Below are 17,075 nucleotides of genomic sequence, written 5' to 3'. Positions count from 1 at the left end.
AATGGATATCGCACGTAGTCTGACGGAGCTTGGTTGAACGTCAGCGATTCGATATTCGTATCGACGGCCAGTGAGATCTTCTCAAACGCTGATGCTTGAATCGAATAGCTTCGAGCTCGTCCACGGCCTCCCGATAAAGCTTGACCAACGCTGACGTCCTGATGACCGGAGCGGAACCAAAGCACGGTTTCGTCGGTTGTTGAACGTGGAATGGATCCGGAGTTTTTTTCCCATCCGCCCCATCCCAAAATCCAAGATGGTATCCCGGCAAGATGTCGGCACTGCCGTCTTCCACTTTAAAATCCAATTCCTGCAGTCCCGATCCATCACTGACTCTGGCTTGTCCGATTCCTGTGATCTCGAATTTCTCATTGAGGATCAAAGGCGTGACCGCATTCTCGCTGGTGGAGTACATCGACCAACGATCGATCACACCATCGACTGCAAAACGATGACTTTCCAAGACGAGGATGCTACCTTCGCTGCGGTCGATCCATCGGCGACTGATGACTGGCGCCCCAATCGTCTCACTCTCGACAAGCATCTCTTCGCATTGGTAACCGATGGGGCCTAATAACGAATTGCCTGACTCGGGGTCGGAGGTGACTAAATTCGGATCCTCAAACCCAGCATTGTGCCATACGGTCTGTTGAGAATCGTCCGACGGCACGAGCTACTCAAGCGAAGTTTGACCACCGACAAAAAATTTGTCATGCATGGCCACGCCAAACGTGAGTCCTTCCGTGGCAGGGAAATTGGGATTGTATTCGTCGGCAATGTTGCCGTCGCTGTCGGTTAGGGCGAGAAATTCACCTTCAGCGCTGAGCCGAAAATTTGTGTGGTAGTACCCTTGCTCATCGAGTTCCGTGGAATCGATGTTGGCTTCTGATGCGAACACGACCAGGAATTTTCCGGCGTCGATACTGGCATCGCTGGGAAAGGGCCACTTGCGGGGTTCGTCAGCGTCGTCGGTGAGATGCATTCCAGCTAGCGACACGGTATGGCTTGACGCATTGAAGATTTCGATCCGATCGGGTTCGATCAAAGTTCCTTCAAATTCATCGGTTGCCGAAGTTCGGATGCGAGTCGAGAGTTCGTTGTGATTGTCGGCGGCAATTTCACTGATAATGATCCCACCCGTCAACAGCGTACGTGGCTCTAACGCCTCAAACGTGACGCGGTTGTTGCGTCTCGCTCGTTTTCTCTTCCGCGACCGTTGCCAGGGTTTTTCGACTCCCCGAGAATTGACAGAATCCACCGATGACGAGAAAAGCCTGAAGCTGGTTCGTCCGCCGAGGTGCCTCTTTAAAGCCGCTTGCGCAAGGATTTACAGAACGCATGAAAACGGGTACGGATTCGACTTTTTCGTGTGATCGCTGGACCAGCGCAGAAAAGAGGAAAGGGCAGTGTCTAGACAACTTCTAATGCGGAAGTCGAATCCTGGTTAGACTGTAATCCGTTGGCCGATCACACGCGAATTTTTCGCTGGTGTTACGTGTTTCAGGACCCCTGCGAACCTTTTCTTGGCCGTTTGCCCGAGGAATCTGAGGTCTTCCTCAAAGTTCGGCATCGGGCGCGAAATGTACGTCAGCGGCCCTCGCTCATCCCGCCTGCCGCAGATGCTCAGAGAATCTGGAGGGCATTGCCTCATCGATGTTCTGGGTTGCGATCGTTACCAAGACAAGAGGTCGAAGGATCGCCAGGTGACACCTATTTGATTTTCTGATCTGCTTTTCCAAGTGTGGTCAAATACCTTAGCAAGTCGACCAGTTCGTCGCGCCGCAGCGTCGACGTCAATCCTTGGGGCATCAGCGAGATGGGGCTGGTATCGACGCTCTCGATGTCGTCGTTTGGAATAGAAATCACCTTGCCGACTTGATCTCGGATCAGTATGGCGTCACCTGTTGTTCGTTGCATGGTGCCACTGACGATTGAACCACTGTTCCGCGTCACAATCACCGTCTCATAACCTTGCTTAATTGAACTGCTTGGGTTGAGCAGCGACTCGAGTAGTGCTTCGGCGGGCATGGCGCCACCAATGGAGGTCAGGTCGGGACCGACTTTGCCACCGACGTTGTCGATCGCGTGACACGTAACACACTGCATTTTTTTGCGCTCAAAAATTGCTTTCCCGCGCGTGGGGTTGCCGATGGTGATGACTTGGGCGAGTAAGCCGCGCCGTTGATCGGCAGTCAAGGCGTTGGATACGGGCTCCAGAGAACCTGCGATCGTGAGCGCGTTGATCAAGGTGTTTAGATTACGTCCCGAGGCTTGTGCGACGCGGATCCCTTCCATCGCAATCTCGACGGAGAGCTGCTTGCCGGAAATCGCATCGGCGAGTATCTCGGGGCCTTCCTTACGAGCGGCGAACGCTTCATAGACGAGAGTCGCGAGTTGTGGCGAGTCGAGATTTGTAAGTAACGCAACCGCTGCAGGTGCCGATTTCGCCGGATCGATTCCCGCCCAGGCGCAGATTGCAGCTGTACGAATCGGTAACGACTTGTCTCCCACCGCCAGTTGTTCTAGCGTCGCGAACTCGCCAAGTCGAGCGAGCGCATCAGCCGCCAAAAAACGGTCCGTTGATGAGAAGTCAGCATCGCTGAGAATGCGTAGCAGCCGAGTTTTGGCGGCATCAATGATCCAGTGACCCGAAAGTCGGATCGCGGCTTCGCGAATTTGCGCATGTTCGTGTTCGAGCAAATCAACGATGAGCGCGGTATCCTCGGGGACTTCCTGGTTAGTCGCTGCGCCGTCCGCAATCGCAGGCAAAAGTTTTACCTCGTCCGTAGTGAGATTCAGGAGCAGTCCAAGAGCCTGCGCATCACCCATGGCAGCAATCGTTCGAATCGCTTTCTCACGTTCTGACCCCTGGATGATTCCTTGACGAATTAGATCAATGAGTGGTTTGATGGCGCGGCGATTCCTAACGGCACTCAGTGCGAACGTCATGCGGTCGATGTTACCGTCGAATACCGTTTTTCCAGCCTGGAGTGCCGGTAGCCATTCGTCTTGCGTTGTCCTGGCGGTTAGCCAGATCGCGTAGTCGAGATCTCGATCGACGGGATAATCGAGTGATCTCAAAGCGACGTTCGCCGCTGCCAGTGAGTTGACTTGGCGCAACGCATTAACGGCCTCTAGACGGACGCGCGGATGATCGTCCTCTACGGCCTTGGCGAGCTGTGAGAACGCGTCGGGTAAGTTAGCAAACCAGTGGGATGTCATTCGCACCGCGGCAGCGCGAGCGCGAGGGTCGGGAGATGCCAACACTTGATCGAGCAACTCTGGGTTGGGAACGTCAACGGCTCGAGCTAACCAGAGTGCTTCTAGCCGGTGATGTTCGGCACGTGGGTCGTGTGGATCGATCGATGTCAACCAATCCGGGATTTGATCAGCTGAGGTTTGGGCAGCGTTCGGCCGAGCCGGAGAAACACTCGACCGCTTGACATTTCGATTGCTTGTGTCGCGAGCTGTTAATTCACGCCGCGCTTGGTCGCGCGTCCATGTTTCGGGAGCTTTCAGCATGTCAAGCAAATCGGCGGTCTTAGCGCCAGCGATTTGCGGTGGAGGAACCGTAGGCCGGTCCTTGGCGGTAAGACGCCAGATACGACCGTGTGATTTATCTCGGTCCGGATGATAAAAATCGACTTCGCCGTGACCGAGAATCGCGTTGTACCAATCGACGACGTAGAGGGCGCCGTCTGGTCCCATCTTGATGTCGACGGGACGGAATGCAATGTGGCTCGATTGCAAGACCGTTTCCACTTCCATGGCAGAATAGCCACTGCCTTTTTCCTGAATCTCGTACCGCACCGTACGATTTCCGCGAAAGTCGTTGGTGATGAGGCTACCCTGCCAATGCTCGGGCATGTGTCGCCCGGAAACGAATTCGGCTGCCGTGTACTTGGGCTTTCCGGCAACGAGTCCGGGCAGGATACGCTCAGCTCCCGCGGCGGTCTCAAAGGCAGCGCCGGGGAAGACGTAAATTGGACCTTCGTAATAAGCGCCGTCGGTGCTGAACGATTGACCCCACTCATCAAATGTGAGCCCCCAGGGGTTCACCATGCCGCGCGCAAAGACATCCAGTTTTTTATGCGCCGGTTGAAATCGCCAAACTCCGCCACCGTTCAGTCGGCGGTTGCCCCAAGCGGTTTCAATAAAGCTATTGGTGTAAAGCGACTGAAGGAAATACAGTTCACCCCACGGAGCAGACCGCAATCCATGAATCATGTGATGGACGTCGGCGTTGCCAAAGCCAGAATATACAACGTGACGCTCGTCGGCTCGGTCGTCACCATCGCGGTCGGCCAGGAATAGAAGCTCCGTTGCGCTGCAAACATAGGCGCCCCCTTCAACGGGCATCACCGAATGAGGTATCAGCAACCCGTCGGCGAATACTGTCGATTGATCCGCGCGGCCGTCGTGGTTTGTGTCTTGGAGAATAACGATGCGATCGTTCGGTTGATGCCCGGGTTTAAGGTGCGGGTAGGTTGAGCTTGTAGACACCCAGGCGCGACCACGGCGATCCCAATTCAGGTTGATTGGGTTGGCGATCATGGGATTCGCGGCGAACAGATTGACCTGAAAGCCCTCGGCGACCTGGAATGACTTTTGTTCCGCCACGACATCCGGTGGCGGAATATGGTCGGGCACGTAGTGATCAGAATAGTCTTTCGGCGCTGTCCACGGTTCGAGCCGTTCCAGTTCGTAACGATGAAGCCGAGGCGCTCGCAGACGAGCGATCAACTCTTCTTTTTCTTCCACCAACCGGTCGAGGTCTTCTCTTTCGTAGCCGAGGTGTCCCATCTCGTGACGACGAAAGAGAAAGATGTATGTCTTATTGAGAGGACGAATGCGATATCGATGAAGTTGATTTTTCTCAATGATGACGCGCCGCAGCTCTTCCGCCTGTTCGTCATCGGGACTTTTTGCAACCGCGTACCCATTGTGCCAATGAAGATCGTCCACGTGAGTGTGAACTTGGCCATCGATCTTTAGTGAGTTGTCGCCTTCTGCCTTGATTACCACAGGCGAGCTTGTTTCTAACGCATCCGCGGTGAGGTCGAAACGAAAGCCACGATTCGTCGACACAACATTCTTGACCGTCCCATGACGAACGAGCGAAACTTTCCCATCATCTTGACAAACCACCTCGGCCGCGTGATTTTCAAGTCCAAGTTCGTTCACGATGACGTCGGCCAAGCGACGATAGCCCAATTCACTCAGATGAATTCCGTTTTCCGTCAGATGTTCCTGCGGATTCTCAGCGATGAGCTTTTCGTAGAGGTCGACAAAGCCGTGATCTCGTTTTCTCGCCAGTTCATGGATTGTCTTCGCGGCGCGTTTCAGACGCACATTGCGTTTCGCTGGATCGGACAGCGGCGGGCCAAGGAATTCCTGACGTGGCGGTGAGAGCAGAACGATCGTGGCCCCCGTGGCTTCCAAGGCAGTTAACAATCGCTTGTATCCGGTGACGAAACGTTGAAAGCTTGCGTCGTCCTCGGCGAATGCGGCCACGGATCCGTAGCCCACGAAGATGGTGCTCGGACGAGCTTCCTGAACCTGTTGCAACAGCACCGTGTACCCAAATCCTACTTCTCCCTTGGGCGGCTCCCAGGATTGCGTATTGTGATCGGATCCAAATTCTGAACGAGCGGTTCCAAACACGTCATCGGCTGGCCAGCCTAGGTTTCGAAAAATAATGTCGTGGCGGGGCCACCGAGCCGTTAGAGCCGTTTCCAAATAGCCGTATTTATCCATCCGTGAGATCAGCGTATTGCCCAGGAACACAATGCGGCTACGCACGGTTTGCGGTAGAGGGTTGGCGTTTCCGTCGCGCGGTTTGTGGTTTGCTGTGTGAAAACTGGCGGCGTTGCTGAATGGTCCCACATTACCGTCTTTCGTCTTGATTCGCACTTTCCACCCAATCTGCGCGTTGCTTGGTAGTGCGGTACCTCGGTAAACGATGCGAGTGTGGCGCGTCGATTGACGCCAACCACTTTCCCAAAGATCGCCAACGTTGGCGGCCAGTCTTTGCGGATTGCTGGCGACGAGAATTTCGTAAGCGATTTGATTTTCCGTTGGACCGGAAACATGCCATCCAAAAGCTACCTCATGTAGCTCTAATCCCAGTGGGTTTTGGAGGGGATGCGAAACAAGTCCAGTGGGACGTTCGTGCGCTAATTCGTTGGCCAACGAATGGGCGGTTGTCCAAAGACAGAGCACGATCGTGATGTAAACAGTAAAGCGAGTTTGTGACATCGGTAGCAGTCAGAAGTAGGGAGTTAAACTTGAAAATGACCGAACTGAAATGCGATGACGAGATCTTCGCTGGTTAAATCTCCGTCGCCGTCAAAATCATCGGCTTCTACGATTAATTCTGTCACCCCCGGAACGTCGATTTCCCAAGTGGTGACATCCGTCCACCTCACATCCAGGGGCAGGTCGCTATCCGCAAATTGGATTTGGCGAACGTGGATCCAAGCGACTCCAGTGAGCGTAATCATCGACTCCGGTTGAATATCCGAGGGCCCCGCGTCGGTGACGACGAATTCGGCGGCCGGCGCACAACTCTCAAATCGTTCGTTGAGCTCCGCGGTTTGCGTGGCAAGCGGTTTGCGTGGCAATAAGTGCGGTGATTCCTGACAAATCTTGTCTGCTTAGCTCACCATAGTGGTCAGCCCATGGGGTCAAATATTTGACCTTGAATATGGTGTTCAGGATGTCGTGCGGATGTCGTGCGGATGTCTGTAGAAAGTACGTTCGTATTCTGGGAAGTCCATTAGACTGTTGAATTCGAGATTACCCGAGAAAAGGCCGACCCCCGGAAAGACGACGTCCGCGTCCCAAGGCACCAACAAAATGCCGCGGCCGGAGGACGGTACGATGAAGCCCGTGGTATATTGCCAATTCAGTCGGAAATACGAATCACTCACCCCACCTAGCATGGCAACAGCGAAGGTCTGCAGCCATTAATCCACATCGATCACGTCTTCCACAGAACCGAGAAACGCATCGTCACGGAGTCCTAAGACTTTGTTCATCTCAATGACTCGATCGTAGTCATCCCGAACGCGGTTGTTTTTGATCAGCAGATTCCAGCGATAGAATCCCTTGTCGTCACCATAGTCGTCCGAAGGTACACCAAGGACTTCATTGGGTACGGCAATTTTGGGACCCTCTGGTGTACCGTCGTCGGTCAGTGTTGGGTAGTAAATCAAACCGTGTTCGAAGACCGTTGCTTTTTCTCCGTTTTCAAAGCGTTCGTCCAAGTAAATGCTGTCGTAACGATCCAACTCCCGCATGACCGTCCCATCGTGTTCGGGTACGGATCCAACGGAATACGCTAGGTCCGTGTAATTGCTCAACAAGCCACCGGCTGCATGGTTGGAAATCTGGTCAAATAGAATCTCATCTTGTCTGCCCGCCACGAGGCCACTTGCTCCCGATTTGTCTAGGCCGATTGTTTCATGCACGCCACGAAATATTTGATCGGGGTGGAAACGAATTGCATAACTCCCCCAATAGAATCGGAAACGGGCGACCGCGACTGCCGTCTTTCCCAGGGACACTCATGTCATAAAACACGTCGCGTTGGTTGACGATCACCGTTGCTCCCTCAAACTGATTACTCATGAACTGTGTCGGCGTGTAGATGCGATCGGCATCTTCGCTGAGCATGATGATCGGAATGTTTTCGATCGGATTCGTCGTGCCGCGGTCGTCTTGTACTTGAAATAGGGATCGTGAATCGGGTCCTGCGGCCGGGAAATTCGAAGTTCTGCCGTGGTCATCTTGGCCCTCAACATAGAACTGCACGACGGCACCTGCCAGTTGTTCAGGGAGTATGGCTCGGTAGAGGCCCGCGTCCTCGATCATGGAAACCGATCTTCCAACCAGCCTACAAGGAAGACCCCTTGAGTTCTGGAAATCAAAATTCCTATTAGTCTTGGGACTGCAGTCGGATGCATCAACCTCGGAGGTGACGCATCCTCCGAAACTCGCATCGGTGAACACGACTCTTAGGAAATGGCCACATGCTTGTGAGCTTCAAAGGCCCATTCCTCAGCCGGCTGCATAAAGGACTCTTTTCGTTCGGCCGTTTCGCTTTCGTCGGTAGCCGCCATCGCCGCGTACGAGGCCATGACAAAGACGATCGTCGCCACGGCAACAATTCGAATGAATGCCGCTTCGGCTTCACGCATGCCAGTATCCAGCAACCATTTTTTTTCAGAATTAATTGCGAAGGAAGAGTTGGGCCATGCCAGTTTTTTTTGACGTAGCGTGTTCGTCCCTATCAAAAATGGCGATATGAATTAGACCGGATCAAATTAACTTCTGGCCGGTCAGACGTACAAACAGCATCAACCGGCTCCACGTCAAAAAACCACTTGCGTGACAGGTCGAGCTTTGGCATCCAGACGGTGACCAGTCTGGCAGTCTGCTGCAAATTGGCTTTGATACGATTATACTGGAACAACCAAGCAGAACATTTTCCGCGCCGCTGCTCAATCAGGTCCTGCCAGCTTGTTGGTTCGCCACGTGATTAAAAAACATTGGTCCGTTATGAATTCTCAGCCACCGGGTGGTTGCTGGGTCATGGTATTCTTGGCGATCGGGCTGTCGGCGGGCTTGGGCTGTCGGCAGAGTTCCGAGGAGGCCCTGCAAGCAAATTCAACAGAAGTGCTTTCGGCAACCGTCTCCAAAGAGCCGCGGGTTCAGCCTGCCAGCCACACCAAGATGCTAATGCGATTGCGGCAGATCGCAGACAAGGCCCCCACCGAGCATCCTTGGCTGGGATCCAAAAACGTTGAGGTTTGGAAAAACCGCTTGGCTGCCATGGATCCACAGACGAACTTCAAGCATTGGCTCATCGGGTATGTTCGATTAGCGCGAGAAGAAGCAAAACAAGGCAGCGAAGCAGACGCGATTGATACGCTCACCAAAGCCTATGAACTGCTACCGAAACTATCCGGAAAAATTCCTCTAGAGGCAGAGAACGAACTCCGTTACCGGTTGGCGCTTGCCTACCTGCGACTGGGAGAATCGCAAAATTGTTGCGCACAAAATACCGCTGACAGTTGCATCATGCCAATCCGCGGCGAGGGAATCCACCGACGGCGACAGGGTTCCAAACAAGCCATTCAATTTTTCGAAGAAGTCCTTGCAAATGCATCCACGACATCACCGGTTTGGTTGAAGTCAAAGTGGCTGCTAAACCTGGCACACATGACGATCGAGGGCTATCCGCATGATGTACCGCACGAATATCGCATCTCTCCCGACGTGTTCAATTCCGACGAGGCCTGGCCACGGTTTGTCAATGTGGCTCCGAAGATGGACCTTGAAACGTTTAACCTACTAGGTGGCGTGATTGTCGACGACTTCAACGGTGATTTGCACCTGGATATCATGGCATCCACATACGACCCTACTGGGCAAATGCGTTGCTTTCTGAGCAATGGGGACGGCTCCTTTAACGATGCCACGGAAGAGTCCCAATTGGCTGGGATACTCGGCGGCATTAACATGGAACAAGCGGACTACAATAACGACGGACATGTCGATATTTTCGTGTTCCGCGGTGCCTGGTGCGGAGAATCAGGCCGACATCCCAACTCGCTTCTGCGCAATAATGGCGATGGGACTTTCTCGGATGTAACGTTCGCGGCGGGGTTGGAGTCAAAGTCGCATCCGACACAAACTGGCGCGTGGGCCGACTACGACAACGATGGGTACCTGGACCTTTACGTTGGCAATGAACACTACGGCGACGTGCATGCTCCCAGCCAACTGTTTCACAACAATGGCGATGGTACCTTTACCGATGTGGCCGCATCCGCCGGTGTTGAGAACTGGCGATTTGCTAAGGGAGTTTCGTGGGGCGACTACGACCACGATAGATTCCCAGATTTGTACGTTTCGAATATGCTGGGTCTGAACCGCCTTTATCACAACCAGGGTGATGGCACATTTGTCGACGTGGCCGAACAGGCAGGCGTAGCACTACCCAAGGCGAGCTTCCCAACCTGGTTTTGGGACTACAACAACGATGGCCATCTTGATATCTACGTCGCCACGAACCTGGGGGGCTCAAAATCTTTGGCCAACGTCGTGGACAGCTACATGGGAGTTTCGTTCAAGGGCGAAACAGCACGTCTTTACCAAGGCAACGGGTCGGGTCGCTTCCGCGATGTCGCCCGGCAAGCGAATCTCGAACAGCACGTTTTGCCAATGGGGGTGAATTTCGGAGACCTGGACAACGACGGATATCTCGATTTCTACCTCGGCACCGGCTATCCGGACTACGAAGCATTGATGCCCAACGTGATGTACCACAATCAAGGAGGTGAGCGATTTGCAGACATCACCTTCAGTGGAGGTTTCGGGCACCTTCAAAAGGGCCACGGAATCGCCTTTGCCGACTTGGACAATGACGGCGATCAGGATGTGTACGCGCAATTGGGCGGCGCTTATCCGGGCGATCGATTTAGCGACGCCCTCTTCGAAAATCCGGGATCAGCAAATCACTGGATCGCCGTTCGGCTAATTGGTACTCAAAGCAATCGATCAGCGATCGGCGCCCAAATCAAGGTCACGATCGATGGTCGGGATTCGCAGATTTTCCGCACGGTGAATAGCGGAGGAAGCTTTGGCGCCAATCCGTTGAGGCAAACCATTGGCATAGGAAAAGCCGAGAATGTGCAGCGGCTAGAAATATTTTGGCCGACCTCTGGAAAAACCCAAGAATTCCACGACCTACCTGCGGACGTTCTAATTCGGATCGTCGAGGATGAAGACGAGTTTCAGGTCCAAAATCTGACGCCCGTGTCGCTCCACTAGAACCACCCGATAGGGGTGGGATGCGGGCTGGGCTAAGCTCGAAGCTGCCGTCAAGGCGGTCAACATTTCCGTCGGGGGAAAACGGGGACGGGAGCCGTTTTTGCCGCCAGCCAGGCAAGATCGTTGAACTGCCTGAGCCAATCCGGATCTCGGAAGGTCCGATCAGGTCCTTGACGTTCGCCGCCTACCGCAATTGATGAAGCAGCTCGTCTCATCGCTCTATTGGGCGGGCGGTGCATCCTGATGGTCGCCCGGCTCGGACAAACTGACGAGCTTGAAACCAGCTGATTGGTCAGCGTCTCACATTTTCCTGCGGAATGACCGCTCTTTTGTTTCCCGAACGTCGAAGACCATTTCCTTGGGTATCTCGATCCGCACTTGGTGCAAACCGGATACTTGTCTTTGACTTGTGCTAATTTGCGTCACCCCAAACCTGCAAGGAAGTTCAAGAAGCTGGCATGCCTATCAAGTTCCATTCGCATTTCACAGGATGAATGAAGCGAAGTATGTGATTGCCAACCCGAGTCGTAAAGTTTAGGATGAAAGATCGTTTTTGCAATCATATTGCAGGTGCATATCGATTACACTGCTTTTATAGGGGTGAGGTCTCGAGCCTAGCTCTTCACGAGTCGTTTGTTCTGCTTTACTTCATGCCTGCTGAATTTGGGGTCTCCGACGACATCAATGTCTGAGTTTTTCAAAATAGACGGTGGTTATGTTTTTGATCCGATCAATAATCTGGACGGTCAAGTCCATGACATTTGGATTCAAGACGGCAAAATTACTTCGCCACCTTCCGATCCTTCGGTGCGTCCGACCCGAACCTTGAACGCCAGCGGGATGGTCGTGATGCCGGGCGGGATCGACATGCACAGTCATTTCGCCGGACCGAAGGTGAATGCGGCTCGGAAGATGCGGCCCGAGGACAAGCGAAATTCGGAGAAGGTCATCCGAACGGCAACCACCCATAGTGGCACGATGGGTAGCGTGCCGAGCACATTCGCTACCGGCTACAAATATGCGGGGCTTGGCTACACCACAGCCTTTGACGCCGCCGTTCCACCGCTTTCCGCGAGACATGCTCACGAGGAACTCGCCGACACCCCCTGCATCGACAAAGGTTTTTTTACCTTACTGGGAAACAATCACTACGTGATGAAGTCGATCGCGGACAAGGAGCCTGAGAAACTCAGAGCCTTTGTCGGGTGGTTAACGGGCGCCGCGAAAGCCTACGCCATCAAGTTAGTGAACCCAGGTGGAGTCGAAGTTTGGAAGCATCGAGCTGCTGGTAATGTTCACACGGTTGATGAAGTGGTCGACCATTTTGGCGTTACGCCGCGACAAATCATCCGCGGGCTGGCCCAAGCCGTTGATGAATTACACATGCCGCACCCCGTTCATATCCATGCGAACAATCTTGGGCTTCCAGGCAACTGGGAAACAACGATGCGGACGATGGAAGCCCTTGAGGGGCATCGGGGACACATCACGCATATCCAGTTCCATAGCTATGGCGGCGGTGATGGCGATGAAGACACTTTCTGCTCGCGAGTCCAACCGTTGGTCGACTACGTCAACTCGCACGATAACATCACCGTTGATGTTGGACACATTGTTTTTGGCGATACCACCAGCATGACCGGTGACGGACCGTTAGGTTACTTCTTACACAATGTTTTCGGTACGAAGTGGTTCAGTTCCGACACGGAGATGGAATCAGGCTGTGGCATTGCACCGATCAAGTACCGCAACATGAGTATGGTTCACGCTTGGCAATGGGCGGTCGGCTTGGAATGGTACCTGCTGATCGATGACCCATGGCGCATTGCCATGAGCACCGACCACCCCAACGGCGGAACCTTCCTCGCATACCCGCAGGTGATTCGGCTGCTTATGGATCGGACTTATCGCAAGGACTTCATGAAGACGATTCACCCCAAGGTCCGTGCTGGTTCCGTATTGGCCGACCTCGACCGTGAATACACCTTAAACGAAATCGCCATCATTACCCGTGCAAGTCCTGCAAAACTTTTGGGCTTAAAACACAAAGGGCACCTTGGCGTGGGCGCCGACGCGGATATCACGATCTATACGCCTCACGAGAACAAACAAACGATGTTCGAATTACCCCGCTACGTCATTAAATCGGGGAACATCATCGTCGAACAAGGCGACATCCGACACAACCACTTTGGCAAAACGTTTCACGTTGCCCCCGAGTTCGACCGAGGTGCGGAACGCGACATTCGCGAATGGTTCGAGCAATATTACTCGATCCGCTTCCGCAATTATCCTGTATCCGCTGATTATTTGCATAACGCAGAGCAAGTCATGTGCGAGCGAACTTAGATGGCGAATCCCCCGCCCCCATGACAAAACTCAGCCAACAATCCATTGACGTTACAGGAGTGCATTCAAGACTTTCGCCGATGTGGTCACTCGATTCAGGACGCCAATTAGATTCACCACAGTAACCCGCGTCGCTTCCTGAACTCATGTTCGTATTTTGGGATGAGGCCGATACGGGTTAAGGCAACCAACTAGTTTGCAGTTTCGTAATTCCTTTCAGAGAGGCGATCATGAACCTGGAGATTATGCGTCGCATCAAGTTTTGTGCGGGACATCGTCTTTACCAACACGGTGGTAAGTGTGAATTTCTTCACGGTCATAACTATGTTGCCGACTTCTACGTCACCAGCCATAGCGTCGACTCCGTCGGCCGGATAATCGACTTCGCCGAACTCAAGTCGCGGTTTAAGGGTTGGTTGGATGAGCATTGGGATCATGGTTTCATCCTCAATAAAGCTGACGAAAATGGCCTTCAGGCCATTAAGTTGACTGAGCCCTGCAAGTACTACGAATTGCCTTACAATCCAACCGCGGAAAACATGGCTCGCTACTTGTTGGAAGTCATTTGCCCGGAGGTGTTAAGTGATACCAATGTGCAGGCAACACGCGTCGTGATTTGGGAGACCGAAGAGGCCTTTGGCGAGGCGCGGTTACTGTCAGTGAGCTCTCCAGCAAGCGTCGCTGAGTCTGGCGGGGTCGGAGTAGATTGACGGCGGAGGAGAATTCCGACATTGCTCGAGCAAACCGTTGTAAGCCGTGCGAATGGGGTCTCGCATTTCTCGAGTCGCCGGTTCAGCATCACCGCCACCGGAGCAAAATTGATCCTCGCATTTGGAACCGTTCGGTAATTCCGCGTCAGACCACTTGTTGACACAGTCAACAAGACTGGGTTGTTTGCTTCCATAGGTTTTCTATTCAGTCTGTCTCAGCTACGTCAAAATCAACTCGCGTCCCCGTTTCTTCACTCAATGCGAAAATATACAATGCAGCCACATATGCTCTCGACAACCACTACCCCTGACCCAACCGGACTCCTCATGATCCTGCTCTGGGCGGCATTGATTGCGACCGTTGGCAGCGCCGGCGTCTTTGCCCCCTGGCTGGCTGGCCGCGGCGGCAAGGGACGCACGATCGCCTACGGCAACAGTTTCGCTGGCGGCGTGCTGCTCGCCGCGGGACTCATCCACCTCCTCGCCGATGCGAATCATGGCTTCTCAACCGCTTATCCGCAGCTCGAATACCCAGCCGCCTACAGCATCGCGACTCTGGCTTTCATCCTCGTGCTTGGCCTTGAGCGGGTGATCCCCAGATCAATGGAAGCCGGGAGTACGAGCACGGATCCTGAATCCGCCGCCCTGCTGAACGCCGGAAACCAGAGTGGGATCGCTCCCTACCTGCTGCTTGTGACCCTCTCGATCCACAGCCTGATTGCCGGGGTGACGCTAGGCATCTCGACTGCCGCAGGAGCGGGCGTGCTTCTAGTCGCCATCCTCGCCCACAAGGGAGCCGCCGGCTTCGCCCTTGGATCCACCTTCCGAAAAGCTGCCGTACCACCTCGCAAGCGGATTCCATCGCTCCTGGTCTTCGTCGGTAGCACCCCCTTGGGTGTCATCCTGGGCGGCATCGCAATCGATCTGTTCGGCGAAGGGAGTGGGGCCGCCGAAGCATGGTTCAAGGCCGTCGCCGCTGGGACCTTCCTTTACATCGCAACGCTCGACATCGTGCGTGAGGAGTTCTTCCCCGGTGGCAGCAACCGCGGCAGCCGGCTCATCTGGGCACTGGTGGGCGCAGGCCTGATGGCGATCGTGGCAATCTGGATGTGACACCCTGATCAAGAACGTCCAATTTCAAATGGACTTGTACTTCAAAATTGGCTCCCGCCCTCGTTGCTTCCCGATTCTCCCCAAACTTTCGGAACTCTGAATCCGGGAGGCGGTCGATTCGGTGGAATATTGGGTGGGACGGAATCGTCGGCCAACTTCACAAGCTTTGCCTTGAGTTTGTCAAAGACATCGGGATGATCTTTCTTGACGTCGTTCTTTTCGGACGGGTCGTCGGCAATATTGAATAGCTCCCAAGTCTGCCGCTTGGGTTTTGATCTATGGTTTGCGGCGACGTGTCCGTTTCGAATGAGCTTCCAATCTCCCATCCGAAGGGCTCCACCAAAGGGCGTCACATTATGCAAAATGAACTCGTGAGGTGATGTCGCTCCCTCTGCAATAGTCGGCCAAGCATCTCGTCCGTCCATCGCCTTGGGCTGCCGGAGGCTGACACCGGCGAGATTCAAAATCGTGGGATACAAGTCAACCATGTGTAACGGCTGATCCACGGTGCGACTCGATTCAAGTTGACCTTTCCAAACGATGATCGCCGGAACGCGCACACCTCCTTCGTAGAGGCTTCCCTTACCCGATCTCAGCTCGCGGTTAGAGCCGAACCGTGGAATGCCTCCATTATCGCTACAAAAGAAAATCAGCGTGTTATCACTGGGAAAGTCATTTTCTTCTAACGCCCCAACCACATCACCGATCGCCTGATCCATGCAAGTGACCATCGCAGCATAGATGGCGCGTTGCTTGTTCGGCCAATCTGCGTATCGGTCTATGAATCCTTGCGGTGCCTGCAAGGGCGTATGGGGCGCATTGAAAGGCACATACAGAAAGAGCGGCTTCTCCTTGTCGTGTTCCTTGATAATCCGCGTCGCTTCACGGCCAATAAGTTCGGTTGTGTAACCTTGGTCGTCATTGCGCTGGTCGTTCTTGTGCCAATCGTGCCCGTCATCACGAATGTGAGTGAAGTAATCGAGGGCTCCATTATAGTGGCCGTACTGTTGGTCGAATCCGCGCTGCAAGGGTAGGAACCCGGGTTTGTTATGTCCCAAATGCCATTTACCAACGATCGCCGTCTGATAACCGTTTTCTTTCAGCGCGGCAGGCAATGTACGCTCATCCTGCGGTAAACCATGCTCAGCCCAGGGACGCACAACGCCGCATTGCAAACCCAATCGCATTGGATAACGACCTGTCAACAACGCGCCTCGCGTGGGCGAACAGACTGGCTGAACATAGAACTGCTCGAGTCGCACACCGACTTGTGCTAACTTGTCAATGTTGGGTGTGGCAATCTGACTGCCATGGTATCCAACGTCGCCCCAACCCAAGTCATCAGCGAGAAGTACGACAACGTGCGGAGGAGTCGTTTCCGCCTCAAGCGTTGTTTGTATCATGACCAGGGAGGTCACGACTGCCCACGTGGCGAATCGGGCGATTGAGATCTGAGGATGGCCAGTTTTCATAATTTCCCTTGCTTCCGCATCAAATACGGTTCTCTCTTTGGCTTGTTCATCCGTGATTCGTCATTGCATCGTCCGCGCAGGCGATCAGGGCAAACTCTCACAATACGAGAAGCTGATCTTCTCATGATGGCGCTCATTGGAACAAGTGCCACGATCCAAGATTGCGTTGAAGAATTGTGAGATCAAAACCCGCGACACTCGAACTATCGATCAGGAGTTGAAGAACACCCCATCATCGAAACCGGTTGCACACCCCAAAAGAGTGGAGGAGACCAAAAAACTCGCGACGTTGAACTACTTTCTGGTTCTTTGTTATCTTCCAATCGCACATTGCACACCTTCTGCATGTGGCCTTTCCCTTAAAAATCACCGAAAAAAATTCATCCCCTTTCCACAAAGGCTGATAATCGGAGGTCAATCCCATAGGTTTACAGCTGAGTCAAAAAAGAAAACTTCCTGTCTTTTTCCAAAATCGTCTCCGAATTCAGCTCGCAAATAACGGAGTACGGTTCTGGACGTGGAAAAAAAGAGCGATTCACCCGATTGTTAATACAACCCGAACCAGAACTAAGGTAATGCATTCTGGTCGCGG

General features: G+C 53.6%; 12 protein-coding genes. 4 read left to right on the top strand and 8 right to left on the bottom strand.

Annotated elements, in window-relative coordinates:
* Positions 1 to 40: 40 nt before the first annotated feature.
* The 7 genes from P8N76_11470 to P8N76_11440 all read right to left on the bottom strand — a co-directional run bounded on the left by P8N76_11470 (position 41) and on the right by P8N76_11440 (position 8,201).
* Positions 41 to 670, bottom strand: coding sequence for a hypothetical protein (locus P8N76_11470; GenBank protein MDG2382281.1), 630 nt, complete (start codon positions 668 to 670; stop codon positions 41 to 43).
* A gap of 3 nt (positions 671 to 673) precedes the next feature.
* Positions 674 to 1,258: a lamin tail domain-containing protein gene (locus tag P8N76_11465; protein ID MDG2382280.1), complete on the bottom strand. Its 585-nt coding sequence runs from the start codon at positions 1,256 to 1,258 to the stop codon at positions 674 to 676.
* 452 nt (positions 1,259 to 1,710) lie between these two features.
* Positions 1,711 to 6,258 (bottom strand): HEAT repeat domain-containing protein, encoded by a 4,548-nt coding sequence (locus tag P8N76_11460; GenBank protein MDG2382279.1) that lies wholly within the window; start codon positions 6,256 to 6,258, stop codon positions 1,711 to 1,713.
* A gap of 23 nt (positions 6,259 to 6,281) precedes the next feature.
* Positions 6,282 to 6,623 carry a hypothetical protein gene (locus tag P8N76_11455; protein ID MDG2382278.1) on the bottom strand — a complete coding sequence of 114 codons (342 nt, stop codon included), beginning with the start codon at positions 6,621 to 6,623 and terminating at the stop codon, positions 6,282 to 6,284.
* 345 nt (positions 6,624 to 6,968) lie between these two features.
* Positions 6,969 to 7,427, bottom strand: coding sequence for a hypothetical protein (locus tag P8N76_11450; GenBank protein MDG2382277.1), 459 nt, complete (start codon positions 7,425 to 7,427; stop codon positions 6,969 to 6,971).
* 37 nt (positions 7,428 to 7,464) lie between these two features.
* Positions 7,465 to 7,875 (bottom strand): hypothetical protein, encoded by a 411-nt coding sequence (locus P8N76_11445; protein MDG2382276.1) that lies wholly within the window; start codon positions 7,873 to 7,875, stop codon positions 7,465 to 7,467.
* Positions 7,876 to 8,018: 143 nt separating this feature from the next.
* Positions 8,019 to 8,201: a hypothetical protein gene (locus P8N76_11440; GenBank protein MDG2382275.1), complete on the bottom strand. Its 183-nt coding sequence runs from the start codon at positions 8,199 to 8,201 to the stop codon at positions 8,019 to 8,021.
* Positions 8,202 to 8,538: 337 nt separating this feature from the next.
* On the opposite strand from P8N76_11440, the gene P8N76_11435 reads away from it, so the two are divergent.
* The 4 genes from P8N76_11435 (at position 8,539) to P8N76_11420 (ending at position 15,011) form a co-directional block, all read left to right on the top strand.
* Positions 8,539 to 10,839, top strand: coding sequence for a CRTAC1 family protein (locus P8N76_11435; protein ID MDG2382274.1), 2,301 nt, complete (start codon positions 8,539 to 8,541; stop codon positions 10,837 to 10,839).
* Between the two features lie 684 nt (positions 10,840 to 11,523).
* Positions 11,524 to 13,188: a formylmethanofuran dehydrogenase subunit A gene (locus P8N76_11430; GenBank protein MDG2382273.1), complete on the top strand. Its 1,665-nt coding sequence runs from the start codon at positions 11,524 to 11,526 to the stop codon at positions 13,186 to 13,188.
* Between the two features lie 230 nt (positions 13,189 to 13,418).
* Positions 13,419 to 13,898: a 6-carboxytetrahydropterin synthase gene (locus P8N76_11425; GenBank protein ID MDG2382272.1), complete on the top strand. Its 480-nt coding sequence runs from the start codon at positions 13,419 to 13,421 to the stop codon at positions 13,896 to 13,898.
* A gap of 327 nt (positions 13,899 to 14,225) precedes the next feature.
* A complete protein-coding gene (locus P8N76_11420) occupies positions 14,226 to 15,011 on the top strand; it encodes a ZIP family metal transporter (protein MDG2382271.1) in 786 nt (261 codons plus the stop codon).
* Positions 15,012 to 15,052: 41 nt separating this feature from the next.
* Here the strand turns inward: P8N76_11420 and P8N76_11415 are convergent, their stop codons facing one another.
* A complete protein-coding gene (locus P8N76_11415; GenBank protein ID MDG2382270.1) occupies positions 15,053 to 16,483 on the bottom strand; it encodes an arylsulfatase in 1,431 nt (476 codons plus the stop codon).
* Positions 16,484 to 17,075 lie beyond the last annotated feature (592 nt).

It is taken from the genome of Pirellulaceae bacterium (genome assembly GCA_029243025.1).
GTDB lineage: Bacteria > Planctomycetota > Planctomycetia > Pirellulales > Pirellulaceae.
Note: the sequence above shows the minus strand (reverse complement) of the source record. Positions and strands in the feature narration are given on the sequence as shown.

Bases quoted from the DNA above. Each gene is read 5' to 3' on its own strand.
- P8N76_11460 (MDG2382279.1), bottom strand. From the start codon at position 6,258: ATGTCACAAACTCGCTTTACTGTTTACATCACGATCGTGCTCTGTCTT.
- P8N76_11445 (MDG2382276.1), bottom strand. From the start codon at position 7,875: ATGATCGAGGACGCGGGCCTCTACCGAGCCATACTCCCTGAACAACTG.
- P8N76_11440 (MDG2382275.1), bottom strand. From the start codon at position 8,201: ATGCGTGAAGCCGAAGCGGCATTCATTCGAATTGTTGCCGTGGCGACG.
- P8N76_11430 (MDG2382273.1), top strand. From the start codon at position 11,524: ATGTCTGAGTTTTTCAAAATAGACGGTGGTTATGTTTTTGATCCGATC.
- P8N76_11425 (MDG2382272.1), top strand. From the start codon at position 13,419: ATGAACCTGGAGATTATGCGTCGCATCAAGTTTTGTGCGGGACATCGT.
- P8N76_11420 (MDG2382271.1), top strand. From the start codon at position 14,226: ATGATCCTGCTCTGGGCGGCATTGATTGCGACCGTTGGCAGCGCCGGC.
- P8N76_11415 (MDG2382270.1), bottom strand. From the start codon at position 16,483: ATGAAAACTGGCCATCCTCAGATCTCAATCGCCCGATTCGCCACGTGG.